The organism is Roseateles paludis, assembly GCF_039872745.1.
GTDB classification, from domain to species: Bacteria; Pseudomonadota; Gammaproteobacteria; order Burkholderiales; family Burkholderiaceae_C; genus Pelomonas; species Pelomonas paludis.
The window spans coordinates 654,497-676,147 of record NZ_JBDPZD010000001.1 but is presented as its reverse complement, the minus strand read 5'-3'; the positions used below and the strand labels follow the sequence as shown (position 1 = coordinate 676,147).

The window sequence follows — 21,651 nt, the reverse complement described above, 5'->3', positions numbered from 1 at the left end:
CACCATGGACACCCCGGAAACCATCCCCAGCATCCCGACAGCCCCGACCCCTGGCGAGCGCGCCGCTCGCTGGTTCACGACCGAGGCCCTGCCCCCGCTGCGCCGCGCGGCCGTGCCGCTGGCGGTGTTGGCAGTTCTCGGCGTGGGCCTGACCTGGCTGTCGCATCAGCGCGTGGAGGTGCCGCGTGGTGAGCAGCTGGTGCGCCGCAACACCTGGACCGATGGCGTGGATGTGCTGCCCGAAGGCACGGCCTGGGTGCTGCCCGGCATCCACACCGCGCGCCAGCTGCCGGCGCGTGACCTGCTGCTTCGCGCCACGCGCCTGGCCAGCTACCGCAGCCCGCAGGCCCTGCAGACCGTGGAAGGCCTCTCGGTGGGCCTGGAAGTGAACCTGCGTGTGGCGTTGGACGCCCGCCAGCTGCCGGCCTTGGCGCGCAAGCTGCCCGACCAGATCGGCCCTGACTTCGTTGAGCCGGCACTCGCGGGCATCCTCTACGCCGAGGTCTCGCAGCACACGGTGCGCGAGCTCTTCAGCACCCAGCGCGCCGAGATCCAGCGCCGTGTGCAAGCCGCGCTCACCACCAAGCTGGCGGCCGAGGGCCTGATCCTCAAGGACCTGCAGTTCGGCGCCATCGACCTGCCGCCCGACTACCGCAAGGGCCTCGACTCGCTGCTGTCCGAAGGCCTGGCCAGCGACAAGATGCGCTTCACGCTCGAGCTGCGTGAGAAGCAGGTGCGCGAGTCGGCCCTGGCCGCCCAGGCCGAGCGTGAGCGCCGCGAGATCCAGGCCGAGGCTGCCGCGCGCGAGCAGGTGATTGCCGCCCGCGCGCAGGAGGAGGCCATGAAGCATGTGCTGCCCTTCAAGCAACGCCAGATCGAGCAGCGCCAGCTGGAGGCCGAGGCCGAGCGTCAGTCGCGCATCAAGCTGGCGGAAGGCGCTGCGCAGGCCCGCCAGATCGAAGCCGCTGGTGAGGCCAAGGCGCGCCAGAAGCTGGCCGACGCCGAGGCCTACCGCGTGGCCGAGCTGGGCAAGGTCAATGGCGTGCAGATGGAGCGCGAAGGCCGCCTGATCAGCAAGCACCCGCTGCTGGTGCAAAAGGCGCTCATCGACAAGCTGGGCGACAAGATCCAGGTCATCGTCGCGCCCCCGGGGACCTCGGGGCAGCTGCTCTCCAGCATCGCTGGCAGGACGCCCGAGCCGGTGCAAGCCGAAGGCGCTGAGCCGCAGGAGGGCACGCAATGAAGCGCACCTGGATCGCCTTGGCCGTGGCGCTGGGCAGTGCCGTGCTCAGCGTGCGTGCCGACGCAGGCACGGGCCTCGTGCTGCAGGACCAAACCGCCCTGCGCGCCGCACCCAAGGAGGCCGCCCCATTGCTGACGCCGCTGTGGCGCGGCGAGGCGCTGGAGCTGCGCGGCCAGCGCGGCGACTGGCTGCAGGTGTGGGACCCGCAACGCCAGCGCGGCGGCTACGTGCGCCAGGCGGCCGTGATGCCGCTGGGCGAAGGTGACGCCAGCGTGCCCGAGCTGGCTGCGCAATTGCGCCTGGTGCGCCAGCAGCCCGGGGCCGAGGCACTGGGCCTGGGCCTCGCGGCGGCTTTGGTCGAGCGCGCCAGCCCCGCCTGGCTGGCCGGCCCTGGCGGCGCCGAGCTGCTGGAGGGCCTGGTCACCCTGCAAGACCGCCTGGCCGCGCGGGCCAACAGCCCGGGCTTGTCGAGCAGCCAGCAGGCCGCAGCGAGCGCCCACACCGAGGTGGCCGCGCGCTATGGCCACCCGCTGCGCAGCCTGGCGCGGGCCGATGGCAGCCAGTGGCTGTGCCCTGCCGAGGAACCTGCCCGCCTGCTGCGCGGGCACCCGGCCGCCAGCAGCGCGCAGCAGGTGCTGGCCGCGCTGCAGCTGACGCGGCCCGATTGCATCGCTGCCGACACACCAGCTATCGAGCTGCCGGCCCTGCACATCCGCCGCGCGCAGTGGCTGGATGGCATTGCCCTGCAGGCCCTGACGCCCCAACAACGCAACCGGCTGCTGCTGCGCCGCGCGGGCGTGCAGGCCAGCGTGGCCTTTGCGCGCCGCACCAGCCCTGAAGCACGCGGCGCGGCCACCGAGGCCCTGGCGGCGTGGACCCAGCTCATCCCTGCCGAGCTGACCGAGGACGACGCGCCGGCCCTGCGCGAGGCGGCGATTCGCATCGCGCCCATGCGCTGGCTGGCCAGGCCCGGCGCCCACACCCTGCCCGCCATGGGCGGCATGAGCCTCAGCCTGCAAGCCGGTGGTCCGGGCGAGAGCTGCCTGGTCGGCCTGGACCGTGACGGCAAGACCGAGCGCCTGCGCCGCTGCAGCCACGGCCTCATCCACACCGCCAGCGCGCGCCTCAGCCCCGGAGGCCGCGCCATGCTTGTGGCCGTGCAGCCGCTGGACGGCTGGACCGAGCTCTGGCGCATCGCGCAGGACGGCAGCGTGCAGGTGCTGCCACCCAGTGCCGAAGTGCCGGGCCTCGGAGTGGCCGAGCTGGCTGGCTTCCAGGGCGGGCAGATCCTCGTCGCCCGCGAGGCCGAGGCTGGCGGCAAGCTGCTGCGCCGCTTTGAGGTCTATGGCCCCGAGCTGGACGGCACGCCGCAGCGCTGGAGTGGCGAGGCGGGTTTGCTGGGCGCCTTCCAGCGCGGGGCCGATGCGGCCTGGAAGGCAGGCTCGCCGCTGGCGCGGTGAAGCGGTGGGTCAGCGCCGCTGTGCCTGGGCTTCTTTGACCATGGCCCGCAGCTCGCGGGCCACTTCGGCGGGCTGGTCCTTGTGGATGTAGTGGCTGGCGTCCTCCACGCGGCGCAGGGTGCTGCCTGGGAGGATGCGCAGCCAGTCCTGCTCCAGCTCATGGGCCATGGCCTTGAAGTCGTCGGTCTCGGTGAGGGCGTAGCGCGTGCGTGCCAGCACGCGGGTGGGGATGCCGTCGGCCAGGCGGCGCGGCGCTTCCAGGCAGCTGCCTTGGGCGTCGAACTCGGCGCGCATGGCGGGGGTGAAGGCGGCGGCGCGCAGGCCCGAGACCATGGCGGCGACGCCGGCGGCGCGGCGCTGCATCTGCGGCCAGTGGTCGGGATGGGTGGGGTCGAGCAGCAGCAGGCCGGCGACTTCACCCGGGAACAGCCGCGCGAAGGCGAACTGGTATTGCCCGCCGATGGAGTGGCCGACCAACAGATAGGGCGGCGCCAAGCCGGCACCGCGCAGGGTCTCGCGCAGCTCGGTGGCGATGACGCAGGGGCTGCGCGCAGCGGAAGGCAAACCGCCGCTGTCTCCATAGCCCGGCCGGTCGTAGGCAAAGACGCGCAGCTCGGGCGACAGCCGCTCGACCAGGGCCGCCCAGGGGCCCATGCCATCGCCGAGGCCTGACTGCAGCACCACGATCGGCGTGGCGCTGGCGGGGCCGGTCAGGCTGTAGGCGATAGGGGTGGCGCCGACCTGCACGTTGTGGCGATCCGGCAGGCTGCTGCAGCCGACGAGCAGGCCTCCGAACACAGAGGCCAGGGCGGCGAGAGCGGTGCGCAGGGGGCGGTTCATGGCCATGCAATCTACGCAGGCCCGCAGTGCCTGGCCGTTGGTCATGCCGTGGGTGCGGCGCGCTCAGCGCGGCGGCTTCATCAAGGCGCCGATGGGGATGCTGGATGTGACGGGCTCGCCCGCCTGCTGGATGCGCGGGCCGCTCGAAGGTTGGTTGCGGGCGCGCAGGCGCAGGTCGGTGGCGGCGGCGGTCACGGGCAGGCGCAGCACATAGACGGCCTCGGGCAGCCAGACCATCTCGTGGCCACGACCTGGCTCCAGCGGCGCGCGCAGCAGGCGAGGGTCGCTGACGCTGCCTTGGGCCAGCTTGCGGCCCTGGTCGTCGTGCAGCTGCCAGTCGATCAGCGGGCCGCTCGACGCGTCCATGGCGCCACCCGGCTGCTGGGGCACCTTGATGCGCTGCGCGTCTAGCAGCGTGTGCCCGGCGCTTGAAGCACGCAGTTGCAGCAACACATAGTCCTCGGCCGCGTGGGCGCTGCCGGCGACGAGCAGGACCGTCAGGGCCAGGGCGGCGCGCTTCATTGAATGCTCCCGTGTCATTGGATGCTCCAGCTGAGCGAAGCCACCACGCCCTGGTTCAGGCGCACGCGGCCGGTGAGGTCGACCAGGTCCACGCGGACCACGACGGGGATCGCGCTGAACAGCGGCAGCTGCGTAGCGCCGCGTTGGTCGGTGAGTTCCGTGTCGCCCACGTACCAGCGCGTCTCGGCGATCTTGCGGCCCATCAGCGGCGTGGCCTTGAACAGCCAGCCTTCGGCCGGCTGGGCCGTGCGCAGCAGGGGTGTCTTGGTGTCGGGCGCGCTGGCGGACCAGGCGCCGCCCTGGGCATAGACGTTGCGCGCCCAGGCCTCGCCGTTGACCGCGCCGAAGTTCCTGCCCAGGTTGCGCATGAAGCTGTCCAGGGTGGGGCGGAAGTAGCCGGCGGCGCGGTAGTAGCCGCCGTAGAACAGGCCGACGGCGTCGGGCGTCTCAGGGGGAGGCAATGAGGTGGGCACCGGCGTTTGTGGGTCGATCCACACGCGCCAGGGCACCTGCTCGCGGGCCGAGAAGGTGGTGATGTTGGGGTAGGCGCCTTCGACGTAGGCGTAGTTGATGTACTCGTCGACGTATTCGTCGGCCAAACCGGCAAAGGAGTGGCCGAGCTCGTGCACCGCGATATCGCGCGCGGAGGGCGCTAGCGAGACCGTGGAGACGACGCCACCGGCACCGGCGTAATCGGTGGTGTTGCCGATCACCAAGACCATGGTGTAGTGCGGCAGCAGCTGGGACGCCACCTGCAAGACCAGCTCGCTGTTGGGGCACAGCAGGCGGGACGTGTTTTGGCAACCCAGCACGGAGCCCAGGGGCGGCGCGACGGTGTTCAGGACGCCTGCGCGCGGGATGCCGCTGACGGCCGCATCGACGTTGCCGACATGGATGTTCCAGGCGTCCATGTGGGCGGCAATCTCGGGCTGGGAGTTGAATTTCATCAGCAGCTCGTAGGCGGCCTGATGGAACACCGGCTGCTCGGCGGCGGTGAAGCCGTCGCCGAGGATCAGCAGGTGCAGGCCGGCGCGGTCAGGCGCGCCGGCCAGGCTGCCCAGGCGGCCGCTCATGGCGCGCGACCAGATGATCACATTGCGCTCCACCAGGTCCCGCAGCCCCTTGGGATTGGTGGCCGTGATCTGGACCCCGCTCTGCCCGGTAGGCGCGGCGGTATCGACTTCGAGGCTGAGGGTGTCGCCATCCAGCTTGCACTTCAGCCGCGTGCCGCAGACCACACTCCAGGTGATCGCGCCGCCCTCGGGGTCGGTCGCCAGCAGCTTCATCTGCGCGGGGTGCGTGGCATCCAGGGCCAGGGGCCAGGCCAGCGTGCCGATCACCGGCGGCAGGACCACGGGCGTCACCACCGGCGGGTCCACCCGTGGGACCTCCGGTGTGGTGGTGGTGGTTGCGGGGCCTGACGAGCCGCCGCCGCAGGCCGACAGGGCCAGCAGCATGGCCAGCCCCCAGCAGGCCAGGGGGAGGGAGGGCCATCGGGGCAGCGGAGGTTTCATCTTCATCAGCAGCAGCGTCGACGCGGGGCCCGCAACATAGCACCGTTAGCGCGTGAGCTGCCGCGACCGCCTCAGGCCGCGCTCAACGCGGCGGCGTGGCGGGCTGCATCAAGGCACCCACCTTGAGTGTGGTGGTGGCCGGCTCCTTGGCCTCCTGGATGCGCGGGCCGCTCGTGGGGTTGGTGCGGGCGCGCAGGCGCAGGTCGGTGGCGGCGGCATTCACGGGCAGGCGCAGCACATAGACGGCCTCGGGCAGCCAGACCATCTCGTGGCCACGACCCGGCTCCAGGGGCGCGCGCAGCAGGCGCGGGTCGCTGACGGTGCCGGCACTCAGCGTGCGGCCCTGTCTGTCTTGCAACTGCCAGTCGATCAGCGGCCCGCTGGAGGCGTTGAGGCCAGCGCCCGGGAGCTGCGGCACCTGGATGCGCTTGGCGTCCACCAGTGCATGGCCGGCGGCGGTGGCGCGCAGCTGGAGCAGCACATAGTCGTCGGCGGCGTGGGCGCTGCTGGCCAGCAGCAGGGCGGTGAAGGTGATGAAGGCGGCGCGCGTCATTGAATGCTCCAGCCCCGGCCTGCCACCACGCCCTGGTCCTGCCGCACGCGGCCGGTGAGATCGACCAGGTCCACGCGCACGGTCGCGGGTTCTGCGCTGAGCAGGCGCAGCTGCGTGGCGCCGCGCAGGTCGGTGCGTTCGATGTCGTTCACATACCAGCGCGTCTCGACGATCTTGGGGCCCAGCAGCGGGGTGGCCTTGAACAGCCAGCCGCCCGCAGGCTGTGCGCTGCGTTGCAGGGTGGTGCCAGACGCCGGCTCGACGGCGGACCACGCGCCGCCCTTCAAGTAGACGTTGCGGGCCCAGGCTTCGCCGTTGACCGCGCCGATGTTCTTGCCCAGGGAGTACATGAAGCTGTCCATGGTGGGCCGGTAGTAGCCGGTGGCGCGGTAGTAGCCGCCGGGATACAGCCCAACAGCGTCAAAGTCATCGGGCGGAGGAAATGGGGTCGGGACGGGTCTGGCCGCATCAATCCACACGCGCCAGGGCACCTGCTCGCGCGTGGCGTAAGAGGTGATGTTGGGGAAGGTGCCCTCGTAGTAGGGGTAGTTGATTTGCAGGTCGGTGTACTCGTCGGCCAGGCCGGCAAAGGAGTGGCCGAGCTCGTGCACGCCCACGTCGCGGGCTTCTGGTGCGAGCGAAACCGTGGAGACATCGCCACCGGCGCCGGCGTAGTCGGTCGTGTTCCCGATCACCATCACCTTCGTGTAGTGCGGCAGCAGCTTGGCGGCCATGGGCAGGGCCAAGCCGGCGTTGGGGCACAGCAGGCGGACGATGCCTTGGCAACCGAGCTCGCTGCCCAAGGGCGGTGGCACCGGGGGGTGGTTGCCCGCGCGCGGGATGCCGCTGACCGCCGCATCGACCTCGCCGACATGGATGTTCCAGGCGTCCAGGTGGGCCGCAATCTCGGGCAGGGAGGCGAACTTCGCCAGCATGTCGTAGGCGGCCTGATGGAACACCGGCTGCTCGGCGGCGGTGAAGCCGTCGCCCAGGATGAGCAGGTGCAGGCCCGCACGGTCAGGCGCACCCGCCAGGCTGCCCAGGTGGTTGGCCACGGCGCGCGACCAGACGATCACATTGCGCTCCGCGAGGTCCCGCAGCCCCTTGGGATTGGTGGCAGTGATCTTGACCCCGCTCTGCCCGAGGGGCGCGGTGGCATCGACTTCGAGGCTGAGGGTGTCGCCCTCGAGCTTGCACTTAAGCCGCGCGCCGCAGACCACGCTCCAGGTGATGGCGCCGCCGTCGGGGTCGGTCGCCAGCAGCTTCATCTGCGCGGGGTGCGTGGCATCCAGGGTCATGGGCCAGGCCAGCGTGCCGATCACCGGCGGCTTGACCACGGGCGTCACCACCGGCGGGTCCACCCGCGGGACCTCAGGTGTGGTGATGGTCGTCGTAGGGCCTGACGAGCCGCCGCCGCCGCCGCAGGCGGACAGGGCCAGCAGCATCGCCAGCCCCCAGCAGGCCGGGTGGAGGGAGGGCCGTCGGGGCAGCAGAGGTTTCATCGGCAGCGGGGACAACATGGCTTTGTGAATACGACGGCGCAGTGTCACAAGACAGCCCACCGGGCTTACACCTTCACCATCGGCTGCCACTTGAAGAAGGTGGCCGAGCGCCACAGCCACTCCAGCGGCCCGTAGTGGAAGCGGCTCAGCCACCAGCGGCTGAAGACGACCTGGAAGGCAAAGATGCCGATGCACATCAGCGCATTGAGGCCCGGCGAGGTCTTGAGGAAGAGGGCGAGGCCGACTTGATAGAAGAGCAGCAGGCCGAAGAGGGTCTGCATCAGGTAGGAGGTCAGGGCCATCTTGCCGATGTCGGCCAGCGGCGCCAGGCGGCGGGCCCAGCGGGGCTTGTGCATCAGCAGCGCAATGCCGCAGATATAGAACACCGTGAAGGCGGCGTTGAAGGCGTCAATGGCGTACTCGCTGCACCAGTAGGCCCAGCTCTTCTCTTGCATGTTGGCGCCGAGGGCAACGGCCGCGCCGCCGATGGCCGCACCCAGCACCACGCAGAGCAGCGCCACCTGCCAGGAGCGCTTGAACAGGCGCTTGGCGATGGCGTCGCTATCGGCGCGCTCGAACCAGCCCAGGCGCCCGACCAGCATGCCGAGCAGGAAGAAGCCGAAGGTGATCCAAAGCCGGCCGCTGGTGAGCTGGTAGTCGATCTTGGTGGGCAGGGCGGCGAGGTTGCCGAGCAGCATGTCGACAAAGCCGCTGTCCTTGACGAAGTGGAAGTAGGCGTTGGCTTCGGAGACGTAGTCGCTGGCGATGAAATCAGCCTTGCCGGTGCGCAGCAGCGCCACCAGCTCGAAGAGCTTGGTGGGCAGGTTCAGCACCAGCACGGCGCCGAGGATCAGCAGCGCCTTGTTGCTGAGATGGCGCGCAAAGATCAGCAGGAAGCCCAGCGGCACGTAGATGCTGAGGATGTCGCCACGCCAGAGCGCGTGGTGGGTGATGCCCACCACGCCCAGCAGCGCGAGGCGCCAGCCAAAGCGCAGCGCCACGTTGTCGCCGCGCCGGGCCAGGCTGTTGATCTGGATGTAGAAGCTCAGCCCGAACAGGAAGGAAAAGATCGAGAAGAACTTGGCCATGACGAACACGCCATAGACCCCGAAGGCGACGCCGCTGAAGATGTCCTGGAACTTCCCCATCAGCTCCTGCGGCAGCGGGCCGGCCGTGTACCACATGATCATGTGGGCATAGAGGATGCCGAACAGCGCAAAGCCGCGCAGCACGTCCACGGTGGTGATGCGTTCGTTAGAGGAGGGTGCGTTGGCCATGGCGGTGCGCAAGGGGTTGAGTCGATGGGCAAGGCGCGCACGCTACCACCAGGCCCAGCGCGGCCAGCCAGGCGATGCGACGGGCGGCGAGAAGCGGGGGCTGAGTGGCGCCTGAGGCCCGTTTCAGCGCGGCCGGGTTTCGTCTTCCATCCACCCCAGCCAACGCATCGCCTGCTCGCGCGAGCTGCCGCACATGTCCTCGTGCGGAGTCAGCGAGAGGCAGACGGCGGGGCGCTCGGGGCGGCCGAAGAGCTTGCAGCGGTCCTCGTCGTCAAGCTGGATGCAGCGCACGCCGGCGGGCTTCCCCTCCGGCATGCCCGGGATGGCCGAGCTGATGGAGGGCGCGATGCAGCAGGCCGCGCAGCGGGGGCGGCAGGCAAAGGCGGGAGCGGCGCTGGACGATGCCATCCCGGCATTGTCCAAGGCGCCTCCTTCAACCTAGAAACGGCAGTTGGGCGCGCCCGAGGGGCTGTCGAAGCGGGCTCCGGGCAAGGCGTGACGACGCAGTGGGCTCGTTGCCCACCAGGAGGAACAACGCCGCCCGGGGCCCGAAGCGGCAGACCAGCGGGCGGGCAGCGGTGATCACCGAAGTGGTGAACGACGCATCAGCCGCAAGAAGTTGACCGCGCGAGACTTTCGATGAGTGACAAGCGGCCAACTGCCGCTTCTAGGTTCAATGGCTGATCATCCAGGGCCGTTTGCTCGGGAAGCTTTTCGCGCCGTTGGCGCCGGTGACGGTGGCGGTGCGCTTGGTGGGGGAGCAGCAGCCGCAGCCGGACGGGTGGCGCAGGCGCTGGTAGCTGCTGGAGTGCTGCGGCTCGTGGCGGGCGCGTTCGTTGAGGTCCATGGCGCGGCGCGTGTCGCCGGGTAGACAGGTCAGCCGCGGGGCGCTGACGAAGACGCGGGGCGCATCGCTGCCGCAGTCAGGGCAGCTGGCGGGGTCGTTGCGGTTGGCCAGGGTGCGAAAGGCCTCGAAGCCGCCGCAGCTGGGGCAGTCGTAGTCGTAGGTGGGCATGCGGCGGCTCCTGGTGGCGTCAGAGATCCGGCGAGAGCGGCATCTCGATGCCCTGCTTGACGGCCTGGATGGGGCCGCTGGCCGTGGGCCGGATGTCGAAGTCGAAGATCTGCGTGGGCAGCCAGAGCGTGGCGCAGGCATTGGGGATGTCGACGACGCCGCTGATGTGGCCCTGCACGGGCGCGGTGCCGAGGATGGCGTAGGCCTGGGCCTTGGAGTAGCCGAACTTGGTCAGGTACTCGATGGCGTTGAGGCAGGCCTGGCGGTAGGCGACGTGGACGTCGAGGTAGTGCTGCTTGCCGTACTCGTCGACCGAGATGCCCTCGAAGATCAGGTAGTCGTTGTACTGCGGGGTGATGGGGCTGGGCTTGAAGATGGGGTTCTTGACGCCGTACTTGGCCATGCCGCCCTTGATGAGCTCGACCTTCATGTGCACCCAGCCGGCCATCTCGATGGCGCCGCAGAAGGTGATCTCGCCGTCGCCCTGGCTGAAGTGCAGGTCACCCACCGAGAGGCCGGCGCCGTCCACGTAGACCGGGAAGTAGATCTTGGAGCCGCGCGAGAGGTCCTTGATGTCGCAGTTGCCGCCGTGCTCGCGCGGGGGCACGGTGCGTGCGCCTTCAGCGCCGATCTTGGCGGCCAGCTCGCCCTTGGCGGAACCGGGGTGCGAGGTCTTGGCAAAGGGCGGGTTGGCCAGCGGGGGCACGCGGTCGGGCTGGGTGGCGATGAAGTCCACCTCGCGCTCGTTCCACATGGCCAGCATCTTGGGGTCGGGCAGGCAGCCGATCAGCCCCGGGTGGATGAGGCCGGCGAACTTGACGTTGGGGACATGGCGGCTGGTGGTGAAGAGGCCGTGGAAGTCCCAGATCGACTTCTGCGCCTGCGGGAAGTGCTCGGTCAGGAAGCCGCCGCCGTTCTTCTTGCTGAAGAAGCCGTTGAAGCCCCAGAGGCTGTCGTCCTTGGCGCCGACGTCGAGCAGCTCCACCACCAGCAGGTCGCCGGGCTCGGCGCCCTTGACGCCGACGGGGCCGGAGAGGAAGTGCACGGTGGAGAGGTCGACGTCGCGCACGTCGTCGGCCGAGTCGTTGTTCTGGATGTAGCCGCCGGTCCAGTCGTAGGTTTCGAGGATGAACTCGTCACCGGGCTTGACCCAGGTGGCCATCGGGATGTCGGGGTGCCAGCGGTTGTGGATCTTCTCGTTCTCGTAGGGGGACTGTTTGAGGTCGACCTTGATCAGGGTTTCAGGCATGGCGGGGCTCCTAGGGAGAAGGTTGTCGGAGGGTGGGCGGTGGTGGTGAGACGCTCAGACGCTGAGGTACTGCTTGATGCGGGCGGCATCGGTGTCGGCGCGCGAGGTCTCGTGCACGAGGCGCCCGCCCTCGATGACGAAGAGGCGGTCGGCCACGTCGAGCGCAAAGGACAGCACCTGCTCGGAGACGACGATGGTGATCTCGCGCAGCTTGCGGATCTCGTTGAGCGCCTTGGCGATGTCTTTGATGATGGAAGGCTGGATGCCCTCGGTGGGTTCGTCGAGCAGCAGGACCTTGGGGTCGGTCACCAGCGCGCGGGCGATGGCGAGCTGTTGCTGCTGGCCGCCGGAGAGGTTGCCGCCCTTGCGGCGGCGCATCTCGAAGAGCACCGGGAAGAGCGCATAGATGTCGTCGGGGATGCGCTTGTCGCGGGCGTTCTCCAGGCCGGTCTGGATGTTCTCTTCCACCGTCAGGGTCGGGAAGATCATGCGGCCCTGCGGCACATAGGCGATGCCCTTGGCCACGCGGCGGTAGCTTTCATCGCGGGTCACGTCCTGGCCGGCCACGTGGATGCTGCCGCCCTTGGCAGGCAGCAGGCCCATCAGGCTCTTGAACAGCGTGGTCTTGCCCATGCCGTTGCGGCCCATGATGGCCACGGTCTCCTTGGGCGCCGCCTCAAAACTCAGGCCATGCAGCGCCTCGCTCTGGCCATAGGCGACGGTGAGGTCCTTCACGTTCAGCATGGCTGCGTCCTTCTGTGGTGCGTGTTGGTCATCGCGGGCCGAGCGCCGGGCCGCTCCCAAGCCGGCCCGGTCGGGCGATGGGCGTGCGGCTCAATGCCGCACGCATCGCCGTCCCCTCGGGGGACCGACCGGGCTGGCCCGCGTTCAGCGGGGCAAGACTGGGCGAGGGGCTTCATGTCAGTGGCCGAGGTAGACGTCAATGACCTTGGGGTCGTTCTGCACCTTGTCCATCGAGCCCTCGGCGAGGATCTTTCCCTGGTGCATGACGGTCACCTTGTGCGCGATCTGGGCGACGAAGGCCATGTCGTGTTCGATGACGATGACCGAGCGGTTCTTGCAGATGCGCTTGAGCAGCTCGGCGGTCAGCTCGCGCTCGCGGGCGCTCATGCCGGCAATGGGCTCGTCGAGCATCAGGAGCTCGGGCTCCTGCATCAGCAACATGCCGATCTCCAGCCACTGCTTTTGCCCGTGGCTCAAGAGGCCGGCCTCGGTGTCGAGCTTGTCAGCGAGGCCAATCTCCTCGGCCACCACCTGCACGCGGGCCAGGACCTCGTCGGTGCATTTGAAGAACAGCGAGCCCAGCACCGAGCGGCCGGCGGGGAAGGAGACCTCGAGGTTCTTGAAGACGCTGAGGTTCTCGTAGATGGAGGGCGTCTGGAACTTGCGCCCGATGCCGCGGCGCACACGGGCGTACTCGGGCAGGCGGGTGAGCTCTTCGTCCTTGAACTTGATGCTGCCCTGCGTGGCGCGGGTGCGGCCGCAGATGAGGTCGAGCAAGGTGGTCTTGCCGGCGCCGTTGGGGCCGATGATGACGCGCAGCTCGTTCTTGTCGATGTAGAGGTTGAGGCTGTCGATGGCCTTGAAGCCATCGAAGGAGACGCTGAGGTCTTCGATGTAGAGGGCGAATTCGGTGGCGGCCATGGCGTGCTCCTGTCAGTGACTCAGGCACCGCCGCCCACGGCGTGGCCGGGCAGCGAGGGCGTGGCGGTGCTTGCTGTGGCGGCCGTGGCAGCCGAGACGGCCGGTGCGTGGCGTGGGGGCGCTTTGGGTTCGCCCGCAGCGGGGCTGCTGCGACGGGCCCGGAAGCGCTGCCAGGCGGGCAGCAGCTTGTTCGTGACCAGGCCGGCCAGGCCTTCAGGGAAGGCCATGGTCACGCCGATGAAGAGCGCGGCCATGAGGAAGAGCCAGAGGTCGGGGAAGGTCTCGGAGAACAGGGTCTTGCCGGCGTTGACGAGCAAGGTGCCGACCACCGCGCCCACCAGGCTGGCGCGGCCCCCGACGGCGGCGTAGATGACCATCTCGATCGAGGGCACGATGCCGACGAATGTGGGCGACATGAAGCCGACCTGCAGCGTGAACATCGCGCCGCCGACGCCCGCGATGGCAGCAGCCAGGCAGAAGGCCGCGACCTTGAACATGGCCACGTCATAGCCCGAGAAGCGCACGCGGTCTTCCTTGTCGCGCATGGCAAGCAGCAAGGTGCCGAACTTGCTGCGCTGCATCCACAGGCCCACGGCGATGGAGGCCAGCAGGGTGAGCGCGCAGACGTAGTACAGCAGCACCCGGGCGCCGTCGGTGCGGATGTCCCAGCCGAGCAGGGTCTTGAGGTCGGTGATGCCGTTGACGCCGCCCGTGTAGCCCTGCTGGCCAATGATGAGCACGGTCAGGATGAGGGCGACGGCCTGCGTGATGATGGCGAAGTACACGCCGCCCACACGGCGCTTGAACATCGCAAAGCTGATCAGGAAGGCCAGCAGCGTGGGCACCAGCACCACGGCCAGCAGCGAGGCAGGCAGGCTCTTGAAGGGCAGCCACAAGCTGGGCAGGGCGGTGATCTGGTTCCAGTCCATGAAGTCGGGGATGCCCGGCGTGCTCTGGATCTTGGTGGTCTCGGGGTCGCTGGCCTCCAGCTTGAGGAACATGGCCATGGCGTAGCCGCCAAGGCCGAAGAACACGCCCTGGCCGAGCGACAGCACACCGCCCCAGCCCCACAGCACCACCAGGCCCACGGCCACGAAGGCGTAGGACAGGTACTTGCCCACCATGTTGAGGCGGAACACGTCGAGCACGGCGGGGAAGACGACGAGCAGCAACAGCGCCAGGGCGATCAGCGCGCCGATCGAGGGCTGGCGAAGCCAGGACTTGAGGGCGTTCATGGGCAACAACTCCGGGAGACGAGAAAGGGGGCGGCCTTCATTTGCGGACCTTGGCGGCGAAGAGGCCTTGGGGGCGCATCATCAAAATCAGCACGATCAGGCTCAGGGTCAGGACCTTGGCCATGGAGCCGGTCATGAAGAACTCGCTGATGGACTGCGCCTGGGCGATGCCGAAGGCCGAGGCCACGGTGCCGAGCAAGCTGGCCGCGCCGCCGAAGGTGACCACCAGGAAGGCGTCCACGATGTAGAGCGAGCCGCTGGTGGGCCCGGTGGAGCCGATGGTGGTGAAGGCCGCGCCCGCCACGCCGGCGATGCCGCAGCCGATGGCGAAAGTGAGGCGGTCGGTCCGCTTGGTGTTGATGCCGATGGCATTGGCCATGGGGCGGTTGCTCACCGTGGCCCGCACGCGCAGGCCCCAGCGGCTCTTGTAGAGGGCCAGCATCACGCCGCCGGTGACGAGGGCGGTGAGGGCCAGCACGAACATGCCGTTGATGGGGATGTCGAGGCCCTCCTTGGGCGCCCAGGAGCCCATCAGCCACTCCGGCAGCGTGGGGCTGACCTCCTTGGGGCTGATGAAGGTGCGGAAGCACTGCTGCAGCGCGAGGCTCAGGCCCCAGGTGGCAAGCAGGGTGTCGAGCGGCCGCTTGTAGAGGTGGCGGATCAGCGCCCACTCAGCCAGCCAGCCCGCAGCAAAGGCCAGCACAAAGGCCGCCGCGATGGCGAAGGGGAAGTAGGCCTGCATCAGCGAGGGCGCGAACTTCTCCGTCAGCGTGGAGCCGAGGAAGACGGTGTAGGCGCCAATGGCCATGAACTCGCCATGCGCCATGTTGATCACGCCCATCTGGCCAAAGATGATGGCCAGCCCCAGACCCATCAGCAGCAGCACCGAGAACAGGCTGATCCCGGCGAAGCCCTGCATCAGGGCGATGTTGAGCATGTCGGAGAGTTCCATGGCGGGGCCTCGTCGAGCGTGGTGCGAGCGTGGTGCGTGAAGTCGGGGAGAAATCCCCAGACAGCGCCCGAGGGCGACTGCCTGGGGCAAGACGGGCCAGGGGCGCCCGTCGCTTCGCCAACTACTGATATCCCTTGGGGAACGGGTCAGGCTCGATGAGGTTCGGGCTCTCGGCAATGAGCTTGACCTGCCCATCCAGCTGCATCTGGCCGATGCGCGCCTTGCTCCAGAGGTGGTGGTTCTTGTGGACCTTGACGTAGCCCTCGGGGGCTTCCTTGAACTCGATGCCCTCAGACGCGGCCGCGATCTTGTCGATGTCGAAGCTGCCAGCCTTTTCGACCGTGGCCTTCCACAGCCAGGGGCCGAGGTAGGCGGCCTGGGTCACGTCGCCGATCACGGACTTGTCGCCGTACTTGGCCTTGAAGGCACTCACGAACTTCTTGTTGTTCGCGTTGTCGAGGCTCTGGAAGTACTTCATGCAGGCGTAGAAGCCGTTGGCGTTCTCGCCGCCGATGCCGAGCAGCTCGTCCTCGGTGACCGAGATGGTCAGCAGGAACTGCTTGTCGGCCGTGATGCCCGCGGCCTTGAGCTGCTTGTAGAAGGCCACGTTGGAGCCGCCCACCACCACCGCGTAGATGCAGTCGGGCTTGGCGACCTTGATCTTGTTGATCAGGGAGTTGAAGTTGGTGTGGCCGAGCGGGTAGTACTCCTCGCCCACCACCTTGCCCTTGAGCTTGTTCTCGATGTGCTTGCGGGCGATCTTGTTGGAGGTGCGCGGCCAGATGTAGTCGGAGCCGATCAGGAAGAAGCTCTTGGCCTTCTTCTCGGTGTTGGCCCAGTCCAGGCCCCAGAGGATCTGCTGCGTGGCTTCCTGGCCGGTGTAGATGACGTTCTTGCTCTGCTCCAGGCCTTCATAGAAGGTCGGGTAGTACAGCATCCCGTTTTCCTTCTCGAAGATGGGCAGCACGGCCTTGCGCGAGGCGCTGGTCCAGCAGCCGAAGACGGCGGCCACCTTGTCGTTGACGAGCAGCTTCTTGCTCTTCTCGGCAAAGGTCGGCCAGTCGGAGGCGCCGTCTTCCTTGATGACCTTGATCTTGCGGCCGAGCACGCCGCCCATGGCATTGATCTGGTCGATGGCGAGCTGCTCGGCCTGGATGGAGCCGGTCTCGGAGATGGCCATGGTGCCGGTGGCCGAGTGCAGCTGGCCCACGGTCACTTCGGTGTCGGTGACGGCCAGCTTGGTGGTGTTGACCTGGGCGGTGGGCGGGGCGGCGGCGTGGGCGAGGCCGGGCATGGCGGCCAGGCCGCCCAAGGGCAATGCAGCGGCGCCTTGCAGCAGGCGGCGGCGCTGGAGTTGTTCGGGGCTCAGATCAGGCTTGCGGGACGACATGCGGTTCTCCTGCGAGGGGGTGGAGGTGGACGGTGAACATTCCAAGGGCGCGGCGCCCCGTGGGGCATCACGCTGAACACCGCATCGGGCACCACGCTTGTGCGTTGCGGGGTGGCCCCGGTGCTGTGTTGTTGGGGCCCATGGTCTGGCGCGAGGGGGGTGATTGCGAATACGTCATTCGACGTAGCAAGGCGTAGGCACCGGCTCGCCAGCTGCTGCGAGCATCACGAGCCACGCGGGATCGCTTCTTGCTGCGATGGGTTTGTTGCCCTCTTTCACCCCGTCTTTGCGAGCCCGCCCGCGTGTCTGCCACCGCCCCGCCCCAGAAGATCCTGCGCATCCGCCGTGACTACAACGGCTGGGTGGCCAATGAGACGCTGGAGGACTACGCGCTGCGCTACACGCCGCGCCACTTCCGCAAGTGGAGCGAGTTCCGCGTCGCCAACACGGCGTTCGGGGCCACGTCCTTTCTGGCGCTGGAGGCCATCGGCGGCGCCATCGCGCTGTCCTATGGCTTTGCCAATGCGCTGTGGGCCATCCTGGTGGTGGGGCTGATCACCTTCCTCACCGGCCTGCCCATCAGCTACTACGCGGCGCGCCATGGGCTGGACATGGACCTGCTCACGCGCGGTGCCGGGTTTGGCTACCTGGGCAGCACGCTGACCTCGCTGATCTACGCGAGCTTCACCTTCATCTTCTTCGCGCTGGAGGCCACCATCCTCGGGGTGGCCCTGCAGATGGTGAGCGGCTGGCCGCTGGGGCTGTGCTACCTCGTCGCGTCGCTCGGCGTGATCCCGCTGGTGATGCACGGCATCACGCTCATCTCGCGCCTGCAGTGGTGGACGCAGCCGCTGTGGATCCTGCTCTGCCTGCTGCCCTATGCGGCCGTGGCGGTGCAGGACCCGGGCAAGTTCCGCGAGTTCAGCTCGCTGGCCGGGCGGCTCTCGGGCAGCGCGGGCTTTGATGCGGTGATGTTCGGCGCGGCGGCCACGGTGGCCTTCTCGGTGGTGGTGCAGATCGGCGAGCAGGTGGACTACCTGCGCTTCCTGCCCGAGAAGACGCGCGAGAACCGCTGGCGCTGGTGGGGCGCGGTGCTGGTGGCGGGGCCGGGCTGGATCCTGCCGGGCATGCTCAAGATGCTGGGCGGGGCCTTCCTGGGCTTTCTGGTGCTGCAGGAGCAGCGGCCGGTGGAGCAGGCCATCGACCCCATGCACATGTACCTGGCGGGCTTTGCCTATGTCTTCCACGACCCGCGCTGGGCGCTGGGGGCGGCGGCGCTGTTCGTGGTGGTCTCGCAGGTCAAGATCAACCTCACCAATGCCTACGCGGGCTCGCTGGCCTGGAGCAACTTCTTCGCGCGGCTCACGCACAGCCACCCGGGCCGCGTCGTGTGGCTGGTGTTCAACGTGATCATTGCCGTGCTCTTGATGACGCTGGGCGTCTTCGAGGCGCTGGAGCGCGTGCTGGGGCTCTATAGCAATGTCGCCATCGCCTGGGTGGGCGCCCTGGTGGCCGACCTCGTCATCAACAAGCCGCTGGGCCTGAGCCCGCGTGACGTGCAGTTCAAGCGCGCCTACCTCTATGACATCAACCCGGTGGGCATTGGTGCCACCTTGATCGCGGCGGTGCTGGCGGTGGTGGCCTATGCCGGCCTGCTGGGGCCGCTGGCCCAGGCCTATGCCCCCTTCATCGCGCTGCTCACGGCGCTCGTCACGGCGCCGCTGCTGGCCTGGTTCACGCGCGGGCGCTACTACACGGCGCGTGAGGACACGGGCCGCTGGGCGCCGGGCGAGTGGGTGCGCTGCGCCGTGTGCGAGAACCGCTTCGAGTCCGAGGACATGGCCTCCTGCCCGGCCTATGGCGCGCCCATCTGCTCGCTGTGCTGCACGCTGGAGTCGCGCTGCCACGACCGCTGCAAGACCGACGCCCGCGCCGCCGACCAGGTGCGCCTGCTGCTGGCGCGGTTGCTGCCCGCGCGGCTGTCGGCGCTGGTCAACTTCCGCGTGGCGCACTACCTGGTGGTGGCGGTCTCGCTGATCGCGCTGCTGGCGGTGATCCTCGGGGTGGTCTACGACCAGCAGGAGGCCCTGCACGGTGGCGGGCCCAGCGCGTTGCGCAATGCCTTCTGGCAGGCTTTTGCCCTGCTCTCCCTGGTCGCGGCCGTGGGCGCCTGGGGCGTGGTGCTGGGCAGCGAGAGCCGGCGCCTGGCAGAAGAAGAGTCGAGCCGCCAGAACCAGCTGCTCACGCAGGAGATTGATGCCCACCGCCGCACCGATGCCGCACTGCAGGCCGCCAAGGACCTGGCCGAGGCCGCCAACGCGGCCAAGACCCGCTACGTGACCGGCATGACGCACGAGCTGCGCACGCCGCTCAACAGCATCCTGGGCTACAGCCAGATCCTGCTCAAGGACGAGCAGCTGCCCACGCCCACGCGCAGCGCCCTCGAGACCATGCACCACAGCGGCGAGCACATGCATGGCCTGATCGACGGATTGCTCGACCTCGCCCGCATCGAGGCCGGCAAGCTGCGGCTCGACATCGCGCCGCTGGCCATGCCCGAGTTCCTCGACGACCTGGCCCGCATGGTCGCGCCCCAGGCGGCGGCCAAGGGACTGCAGTTTGAGTTGGAGCGCATCGGCGCGGTGCCGGCCTTTGTGCGGGCCGACGCGCGCCGCCTGCGCCAGATCCTCATCAACCTGCTGGGCAATGCGGTGCGATTCACCGAGCGCGGCCGCGTCACGCTCACCGTGGACTTCAGCCGCGAGGTGACGCGCTTCCAAGTGACGGACACCGGCATCGGCATCGCGCCGCAGGACCTGGAGCGCATCTTCCTGCCCTTCGAGCGCGGCAGCGGCGGGCGGCGCAGCGGCGAGCCCGGCACGGGCCTGGGGCTCACCATCACGCACCTGCTCACCCAGCTGATGGGGGGCGACCTCAATGTGCAAAGCCAGGTGGGCCAGGGCAGCAGCTTCAGCGTGCGGCTCTACCTGCCCGAGACCAGCGAGCCCGCCGATGGCAGCCGCATCGCGCCGCGCCCGGTGTCGGGCTATATCGGCGAGCGCCGCACCCTGCTGGTGGTGGACGACCAACCCACGCAGCGCCAGATGCTGGCCGGCCTGTTGCTGCCACTGGGCTTCCGGGTGCGCGAGGCGGCCTCGGGCCACGAGTGCCTGGAGAGCGTGGCCCTGCAGCGCCCCGACGCCCTGCTGCTCGACATCTCCATGGACGACATGGACGGCTGGGAGACCGCCCGGCGCCTGCGCGCTTCTGGCGTGACCGACATGCCCATCATCATGGTCTCGGCCAGCGCCTTCGAGAACCAGGCCAGCAAGCTGGAGAGCGTCGGCTGCCAGGCCTTTGTCGACAAGCCCGTGATCGAGAGCGAGCTGCTGGTCGTGCTGCAAAAGCAGCTGCAGCTGGAGTGGGTGGCCGAGCTGGCCCTGCCCCAGTGGGCGCCGCCCCTGCTGCGCAGCGTGGACGACCTGCCGCCCGAGGCCGCCGCCGAGCTGGCTCACCTCGCGCGCCTGGGCCATGCCCTAGGCCTGCGCACGCTGCTGGCCCGGCTGCGCGAGACCCACCCGGCCTGCCAGGACAGCCTCGACCGCCTGGCTGCCGCCACCGAGCGCTTTGCCTGGCAGGAGCTGATCGACCTGCTGCAGCCCAGCCTGCGCGAGCTGGCCGACGATGAGGAGGGCGGCGCATGAGCCCGCAAGCTTTGCGCGAGATCGTGCTCGTGGTCGACGACGCCCCGCAGTCCCTGGGCGCGCTGTGCGCCGAGCTGGAGGCCGAGGGCTACACGGTGCTGATGGCGCCCGATGGCGAGTCTGCGCTGCAGCGGCTGGAGCTCGTCAGCCCCGACGCCATCTTGCTCGACGCGCTGATGCCCGGGCTCACCGGCTTCGAGACCTGCCGCCGGGTCAAGGCGCGGCCCGAGTGGGCGCATGTGCCCGTGATCTTCATGACCGGCCTGGCCGAGACCGAGGACATCGTGCGCGGCTTCGAGGCCGGCGGGGTGGACTACGTCGTCAAGCCCGCGCGCGCCGCCGAGGTGCTGGCCCGCCTGGCCACGCACGTGCGCAACGCCCGCGCCGTGCGCCAGGCGCGCGAGGCGGTGGACGTGGGCGGCCTCGGGGTGCTGGTGGTGGACGCGCGCGGCCGCATCGCCTGGCGCTCACCGCAGGCGCAGCGCTGGCTGCAGGAGGCGGGCTCGGCCGACGCCACCCATTGGCTGCAGGGCGAGGTGGCCAGCCAGCCCCTGCCCGATGGCCGTCGCCTGGTGGCCCGCCGCGTGGGCGAGGCCGGGCTCGGTGAGGCGCTGTGGCTGCTGCAGCCGCCTGCAACGGCCGCCGCCAGCCCCGACGCGCCCGCCAGCCGCATCGCCTCGGCAGCCCTCACCCCGCGCGAGAAAGAGGTGCTGAGCTGGGTCGCCAAAGGCAAGACCAACCGCGATGTCGCCGAGATCCTCGGCATGAGCCCACGCACGGTGAACAAGCACCTCGAACACGTGTTCGAGAAGCTCGGCGTCGAAACCCGCGCCGCCGCGGCCGCGCTGGCCAGCCGGGGCTTGGCGGGGGTGTGAGCCAGCGGCCCCCGAATTCGGATTCAGTTGACTAGCCCGTGGCGATTGGCTTGAAGTAGCCCTTGATGCAGCGCGGGTTGCGCACAGCGATCTGGATGTGGCTGCGCGCAGTGAAACCCGCTTGCGGGTACAACTCGCCGCCTTCCGGGAAGGCAGCACGGACCGTGTCGTAGTCAGGCAAACCACTTTGTTTGCGCAGTTCGTGCATGAATTCGATCACCGCCCGGTCGCGATAGCGCCCAAGGCGGTCTGGCGTGCTCCCTTTGTTCTCGGGAACGTCGGAGCCATCGGGCATTCCCAGGAGGCTCAAAATGTCCCAGGCATTTCGCAGCTCGTCCAGGGCGGCGCTGTCGAAGAGGTTGCAGCAGTTCCCGAGATCGATGATGGCGCCCACCACCGCTGGGTTTTGTACCCGGCGCGGGTTGGTGCTGGGGCGTTTTGCCATGTCCTCCGCCCATTCCATGGCGCGGTGCGGACTGGACTCCCAGAAGTACGCGCCAGTTCCTAGCCAGTCGTAGGGCTTATTGCTTTTGAGAACGTGCTCGGCGCCGGAGACGATGCAGTCGGCGATGGCTGCATCGCAGCCGTGAAACCCGAGCACAAAGGCGGGTTGGTTCTGGTAAAGGCCCCACATCAGCAGCGAAAGCCCAGGCGG

At 69.0% G+C, this 21,651-nt stretch carries 19 protein-coding genes; 4 read left to right on the top strand and 15 right to left on the bottom strand.

All coding sequences use genetic code 11. The features are described 5' to 3' along the window. Nucleotides 1–4 precede the first annotated feature (4 nt). Together ABDJ85_RS03165 and ABDJ85_RS03160 are read left to right on the top strand one after the other, a co-directional pair. Nucleotides 5–1,243 (top strand): SPFH domain-containing protein, encoded by a 1,239-nt coding sequence (locus tag ABDJ85_RS03165; protein ID WP_347703281.1) that lies wholly within the window; start codon nucleotides 5–7, stop codon nucleotides 1,241–1,243. Continuing rightward, nucleotides 1,240–2,703: an SH3 domain-containing protein gene (locus tag ABDJ85_RS03160; protein ID WP_347703280.1), complete on the top strand. Its 1,464-nt coding sequence runs from the start codon at nucleotides 1,240–1,242 to the stop codon at nucleotides 2,701–2,703. The genes ABDJ85_RS03165 and ABDJ85_RS03160 overlap by 4 nt, the downstream gene beginning before the upstream one ends. A gap of 9 nt (nucleotides 2,704–2,712) precedes the next feature. On the opposite strand, the gene ABDJ85_RS03155 is transcribed toward ABDJ85_RS03160, so the two are convergent. The 14 genes from ABDJ85_RS03155 to urtA form a co-directional block, all read right to left on the bottom strand. Then, complete coding sequence (locus ABDJ85_RS03155) at nucleotides 2,713–3,543, bottom strand: alpha/beta fold hydrolase (protein WP_347703279.1); 831 nt, start codon at nucleotides 3,541–3,543, stop codon at nucleotides 2,713–2,715. 63 nt (nucleotides 3,544–3,606) lie between these two features. Further along, a complete protein-coding gene (locus tag ABDJ85_RS03150; RefSeq protein ID WP_347703278.1) occupies nucleotides 3,607–4,065 on the bottom strand; it encodes a hypothetical protein in 459 nt (152 codons plus the stop codon). A gap of 14 nt (nucleotides 4,066–4,079) precedes the next feature. Continuing rightward, the gene (locus tag ABDJ85_RS03145; protein ID WP_347703277.1) at nucleotides 4,080–5,585 is read right to left on the bottom strand and encodes a M64 family metallopeptidase; all 1,506 of its coding nucleotides are present in this window, start codon (nucleotides 5,583–5,585) and stop codon (nucleotides 4,080–4,082) included. Between the two features lie 76 nt (nucleotides 5,586–5,661). Beyond that, complete coding sequence (locus ABDJ85_RS03140) at nucleotides 5,662–6,132, bottom strand: hypothetical protein (RefSeq protein WP_347703276.1); 471 nt, start codon at nucleotides 6,130–6,132, stop codon at nucleotides 5,662–5,664. After that, complete coding sequence (locus tag ABDJ85_RS03135) at nucleotides 6,129–7,634, bottom strand: M64 family metallopeptidase (protein ID WP_347703275.1); 1,506 nt, start codon at nucleotides 7,632–7,634, stop codon at nucleotides 6,129–6,131. The genes ABDJ85_RS03140 and ABDJ85_RS03135 overlap by 4 nt, the downstream gene beginning before the upstream one ends. Before the next feature lie 65 nt (nucleotides 7,635–7,699). Next, nucleotides 7,700–8,911: a DUF418 domain-containing protein gene (locus ABDJ85_RS03130; protein ID WP_347703274.1), complete on the bottom strand. Its 1,212-nt coding sequence runs from the start codon at nucleotides 8,909–8,911 to the stop codon at nucleotides 7,700–7,702. A 123-nt stretch (nucleotides 8,912–9,034) separates the two neighbouring features. Further along, nucleotides 9,035–9,319 carry a YkgJ family cysteine cluster protein gene (locus tag ABDJ85_RS03125; protein WP_347703273.1) on the bottom strand — a complete coding sequence of 95 codons (285 nt, stop codon included), beginning with the start codon at nucleotides 9,317–9,319 and terminating at the stop codon, nucleotides 9,035–9,037. A gap of 265 nt (nucleotides 9,320–9,584) precedes the next feature. Continuing rightward, the gene (locus ABDJ85_RS03120) at nucleotides 9,585–9,926 is read right to left on the bottom strand and encodes an FmdB family zinc ribbon protein (RefSeq protein WP_347703272.1); all 342 of its coding nucleotides are present in this window, start codon (nucleotides 9,924–9,926) and stop codon (nucleotides 9,585–9,587) included. A 19-nt stretch (nucleotides 9,927–9,945) separates the two neighbouring features. After that, nucleotides 9,946–11,175 (bottom strand): formamidase, encoded by a 1,230-nt coding sequence (gene fmdA, locus ABDJ85_RS03115; protein WP_347703271.1) that lies wholly within the window; start codon nucleotides 11,173–11,175, stop codon nucleotides 9,946–9,948. Between the two features lie 54 nt (nucleotides 11,176–11,229). Beyond that, nucleotides 11,230–11,919 (bottom strand): urea ABC transporter ATP-binding subunit UrtE, encoded by a 690-nt coding sequence (gene urtE / locus ABDJ85_RS03110; RefSeq protein ID WP_347703270.1) that lies wholly within the window; start codon nucleotides 11,917–11,919, stop codon nucleotides 11,230–11,232. A gap of 177 nt (nucleotides 11,920–12,096) precedes the next feature. Then, nucleotides 12,097–12,840, bottom strand: coding sequence for an urea ABC transporter ATP-binding protein UrtD (gene urtD, locus ABDJ85_RS03105; protein WP_347703269.1), 744 nt, complete (start codon nucleotides 12,838–12,840; stop codon nucleotides 12,097–12,099). A gap of 20 nt (nucleotides 12,841–12,860) precedes the next feature. Further along, on the bottom strand, nucleotides 12,861–14,075 hold the full coding sequence (urtC, locus tag ABDJ85_RS03100; RefSeq protein WP_347703268.1) for an urea ABC transporter permease subunit UrtC: 1,215 nt from the start codon (nucleotides 14,073–14,075) through the stop codon (nucleotides 12,861–12,863). 37 nt (nucleotides 14,076–14,112) lie between these two features. Next, nucleotides 14,113–15,027: an urea ABC transporter permease subunit UrtB gene (gene urtB, locus ABDJ85_RS03095; RefSeq protein WP_347703267.1), complete on the bottom strand. Its 915-nt coding sequence runs from the start codon at nucleotides 15,025–15,027 to the stop codon at nucleotides 14,113–14,115. 121 nt (nucleotides 15,028–15,148) lie between these two features. Then, nucleotides 15,149–16,417 (bottom strand): urea ABC transporter substrate-binding protein, encoded by a 1,269-nt coding sequence (gene urtA / locus ABDJ85_RS03090; protein WP_347703266.1) that lies wholly within the window; start codon nucleotides 16,415–16,417, stop codon nucleotides 15,149–15,151. A gap of 302 nt (nucleotides 16,418–16,719) precedes the next feature. On the opposite strand from urtA, the gene ABDJ85_RS03085 reads away from it, so the two are divergent. Continuing rightward, nucleotides 16,720–20,121, top strand: a complete 3,402-nt coding sequence (locus ABDJ85_RS03085) for a hybrid sensor histidine kinase/response regulator (protein ID WP_347703265.1) — start codon at nucleotides 16,720–16,722, stop codon at nucleotides 20,119–20,121. Further along, nucleotides 20,118–20,996 (top strand): response regulator, encoded by an 879-nt coding sequence (locus tag ABDJ85_RS03080; protein WP_347703264.1) that lies wholly within the window; start codon nucleotides 20,118–20,120, stop codon nucleotides 20,994–20,996. The genes ABDJ85_RS03085 and ABDJ85_RS03080 overlap by 4 nt, the downstream gene beginning before the upstream one ends. Nucleotides 20,997–21,027: 31 nt before the next feature. On the opposite strand, the gene ABDJ85_RS03075 is transcribed toward ABDJ85_RS03080, so the two are convergent. Further along, a complete protein-coding gene (locus ABDJ85_RS03075; protein WP_347703263.1) occupies nucleotides 21,028–21,630 on the bottom strand; it encodes a hypothetical protein in 603 nt (200 codons plus the stop codon). Nucleotides 21,631–21,651 lie beyond the last annotated feature (21 nt).

Excerpts from the sequence above, each read along its gene's own strand:
- fmdA (WP_347703271.1), bottom strand. The coding sequence starts at position 11,175 with ATGCCTGAAACCCTGATCAAGGTCGACCTCAAACAGTCCCCCTACGAG.
- ABDJ85_RS03150 (WP_347703278.1), bottom strand. The coding sequence starts at position 4,065 with ATGAAGCGCGCCGCCCTGGCCCTGACGGTCCTGCTCGTCGCCGGCAGC.
- ABDJ85_RS03125 (WP_347703273.1), bottom strand. The coding sequence starts at position 9,319 with ATGGCATCGTCCAGCGCCGCTCCCGCCTTTGCCTGCCGCCCCCGCTGC.
- urtE (WP_347703270.1), bottom strand. The coding sequence starts at position 11,919 with ATGCTGAACGTGAAGGACCTCACCGTCGCCTATGGCCAGAGCGAGGCG.
- ABDJ85_RS03165 (WP_347703281.1), top strand. The coding sequence starts at position 5 with ATGGACACCCCGGAAACCATCCCCAGCATCCCGACAGCCCCGACCCCT.
- urtD (WP_347703269.1), bottom strand. The coding sequence starts at position 12,840 with ATGGCCGCCACCGAATTCGCCCTCTACATCGAAGACCTCAGCGTCTCC.
- ABDJ85_RS03155 (WP_347703279.1), bottom strand. The coding sequence starts at position 3,543 with ATGAACCGCCCCCTGCGCACCGCTCTCGCCGCCCTGGCCTCTGTGTTC.
- ABDJ85_RS03145 (WP_347703277.1), bottom strand. The coding sequence starts at position 5,585 with ATGAAGATGAAACCTCCGCTGCCCCGATGGCCCTCCCTCCCCCTGGCC.
- ABDJ85_RS03130 (WP_347703274.1), bottom strand. The coding sequence starts at position 8,911 with ATGGCCAACGCACCCTCCTCTAACGAACGCATCACCACCGTGGACGTG.
- ABDJ85_RS03080 (WP_347703264.1), top strand. The coding sequence starts at position 20,118 with ATGAGCCCGCAAGCTTTGCGCGAGATCGTGCTCGTGGTCGACGACGCC.
- urtC (WP_347703268.1), bottom strand. The coding sequence starts at position 14,075 with ATGAACGCCCTCAAGTCCTGGCTTCGCCAGCCCTCGATCGGCGCGCTG.
- ABDJ85_RS03135 (WP_347703275.1), bottom strand. The coding sequence starts at position 7,634 with ATGAAACCTCTGCTGCCCCGACGGCCCTCCCTCCACCCGGCCTGCTGG.
- ABDJ85_RS03140 (WP_347703276.1), bottom strand. The coding sequence starts at position 6,132 with ATGACGCGCGCCGCCTTCATCACCTTCACCGCCCTGCTGCTGGCCAGC.
- urtA (WP_347703266.1), bottom strand. The coding sequence starts at position 16,417 with ATGTCGTCCCGCAAGCCTGATCTGAGCCCCGAACAACTCCAGCGCCGC.
- ABDJ85_RS03120 (WP_347703272.1), bottom strand. The coding sequence starts at position 9,926 with ATGCCCACCTACGACTACGACTGCCCCAGCTGCGGCGGCTTCGAGGCC.
- ABDJ85_RS03075 (WP_347703263.1), bottom strand. The coding sequence starts at position 21,630 with ATGTGGGGCCTTTACCAGAACCAACCCGCCTTTGTGCTCGGGTTTCAC.
- ABDJ85_RS03160 (WP_347703280.1), top strand. The coding sequence starts at position 1,240 with ATGAAGCGCACCTGGATCGCCTTGGCCGTGGCGCTGGGCAGTGCCGTG.
- urtB (WP_347703267.1), bottom strand. The coding sequence starts at position 15,027 with ATGGAACTCTCCGACATGCTCAACATCGCCCTGATGCAGGGCTTCGCC.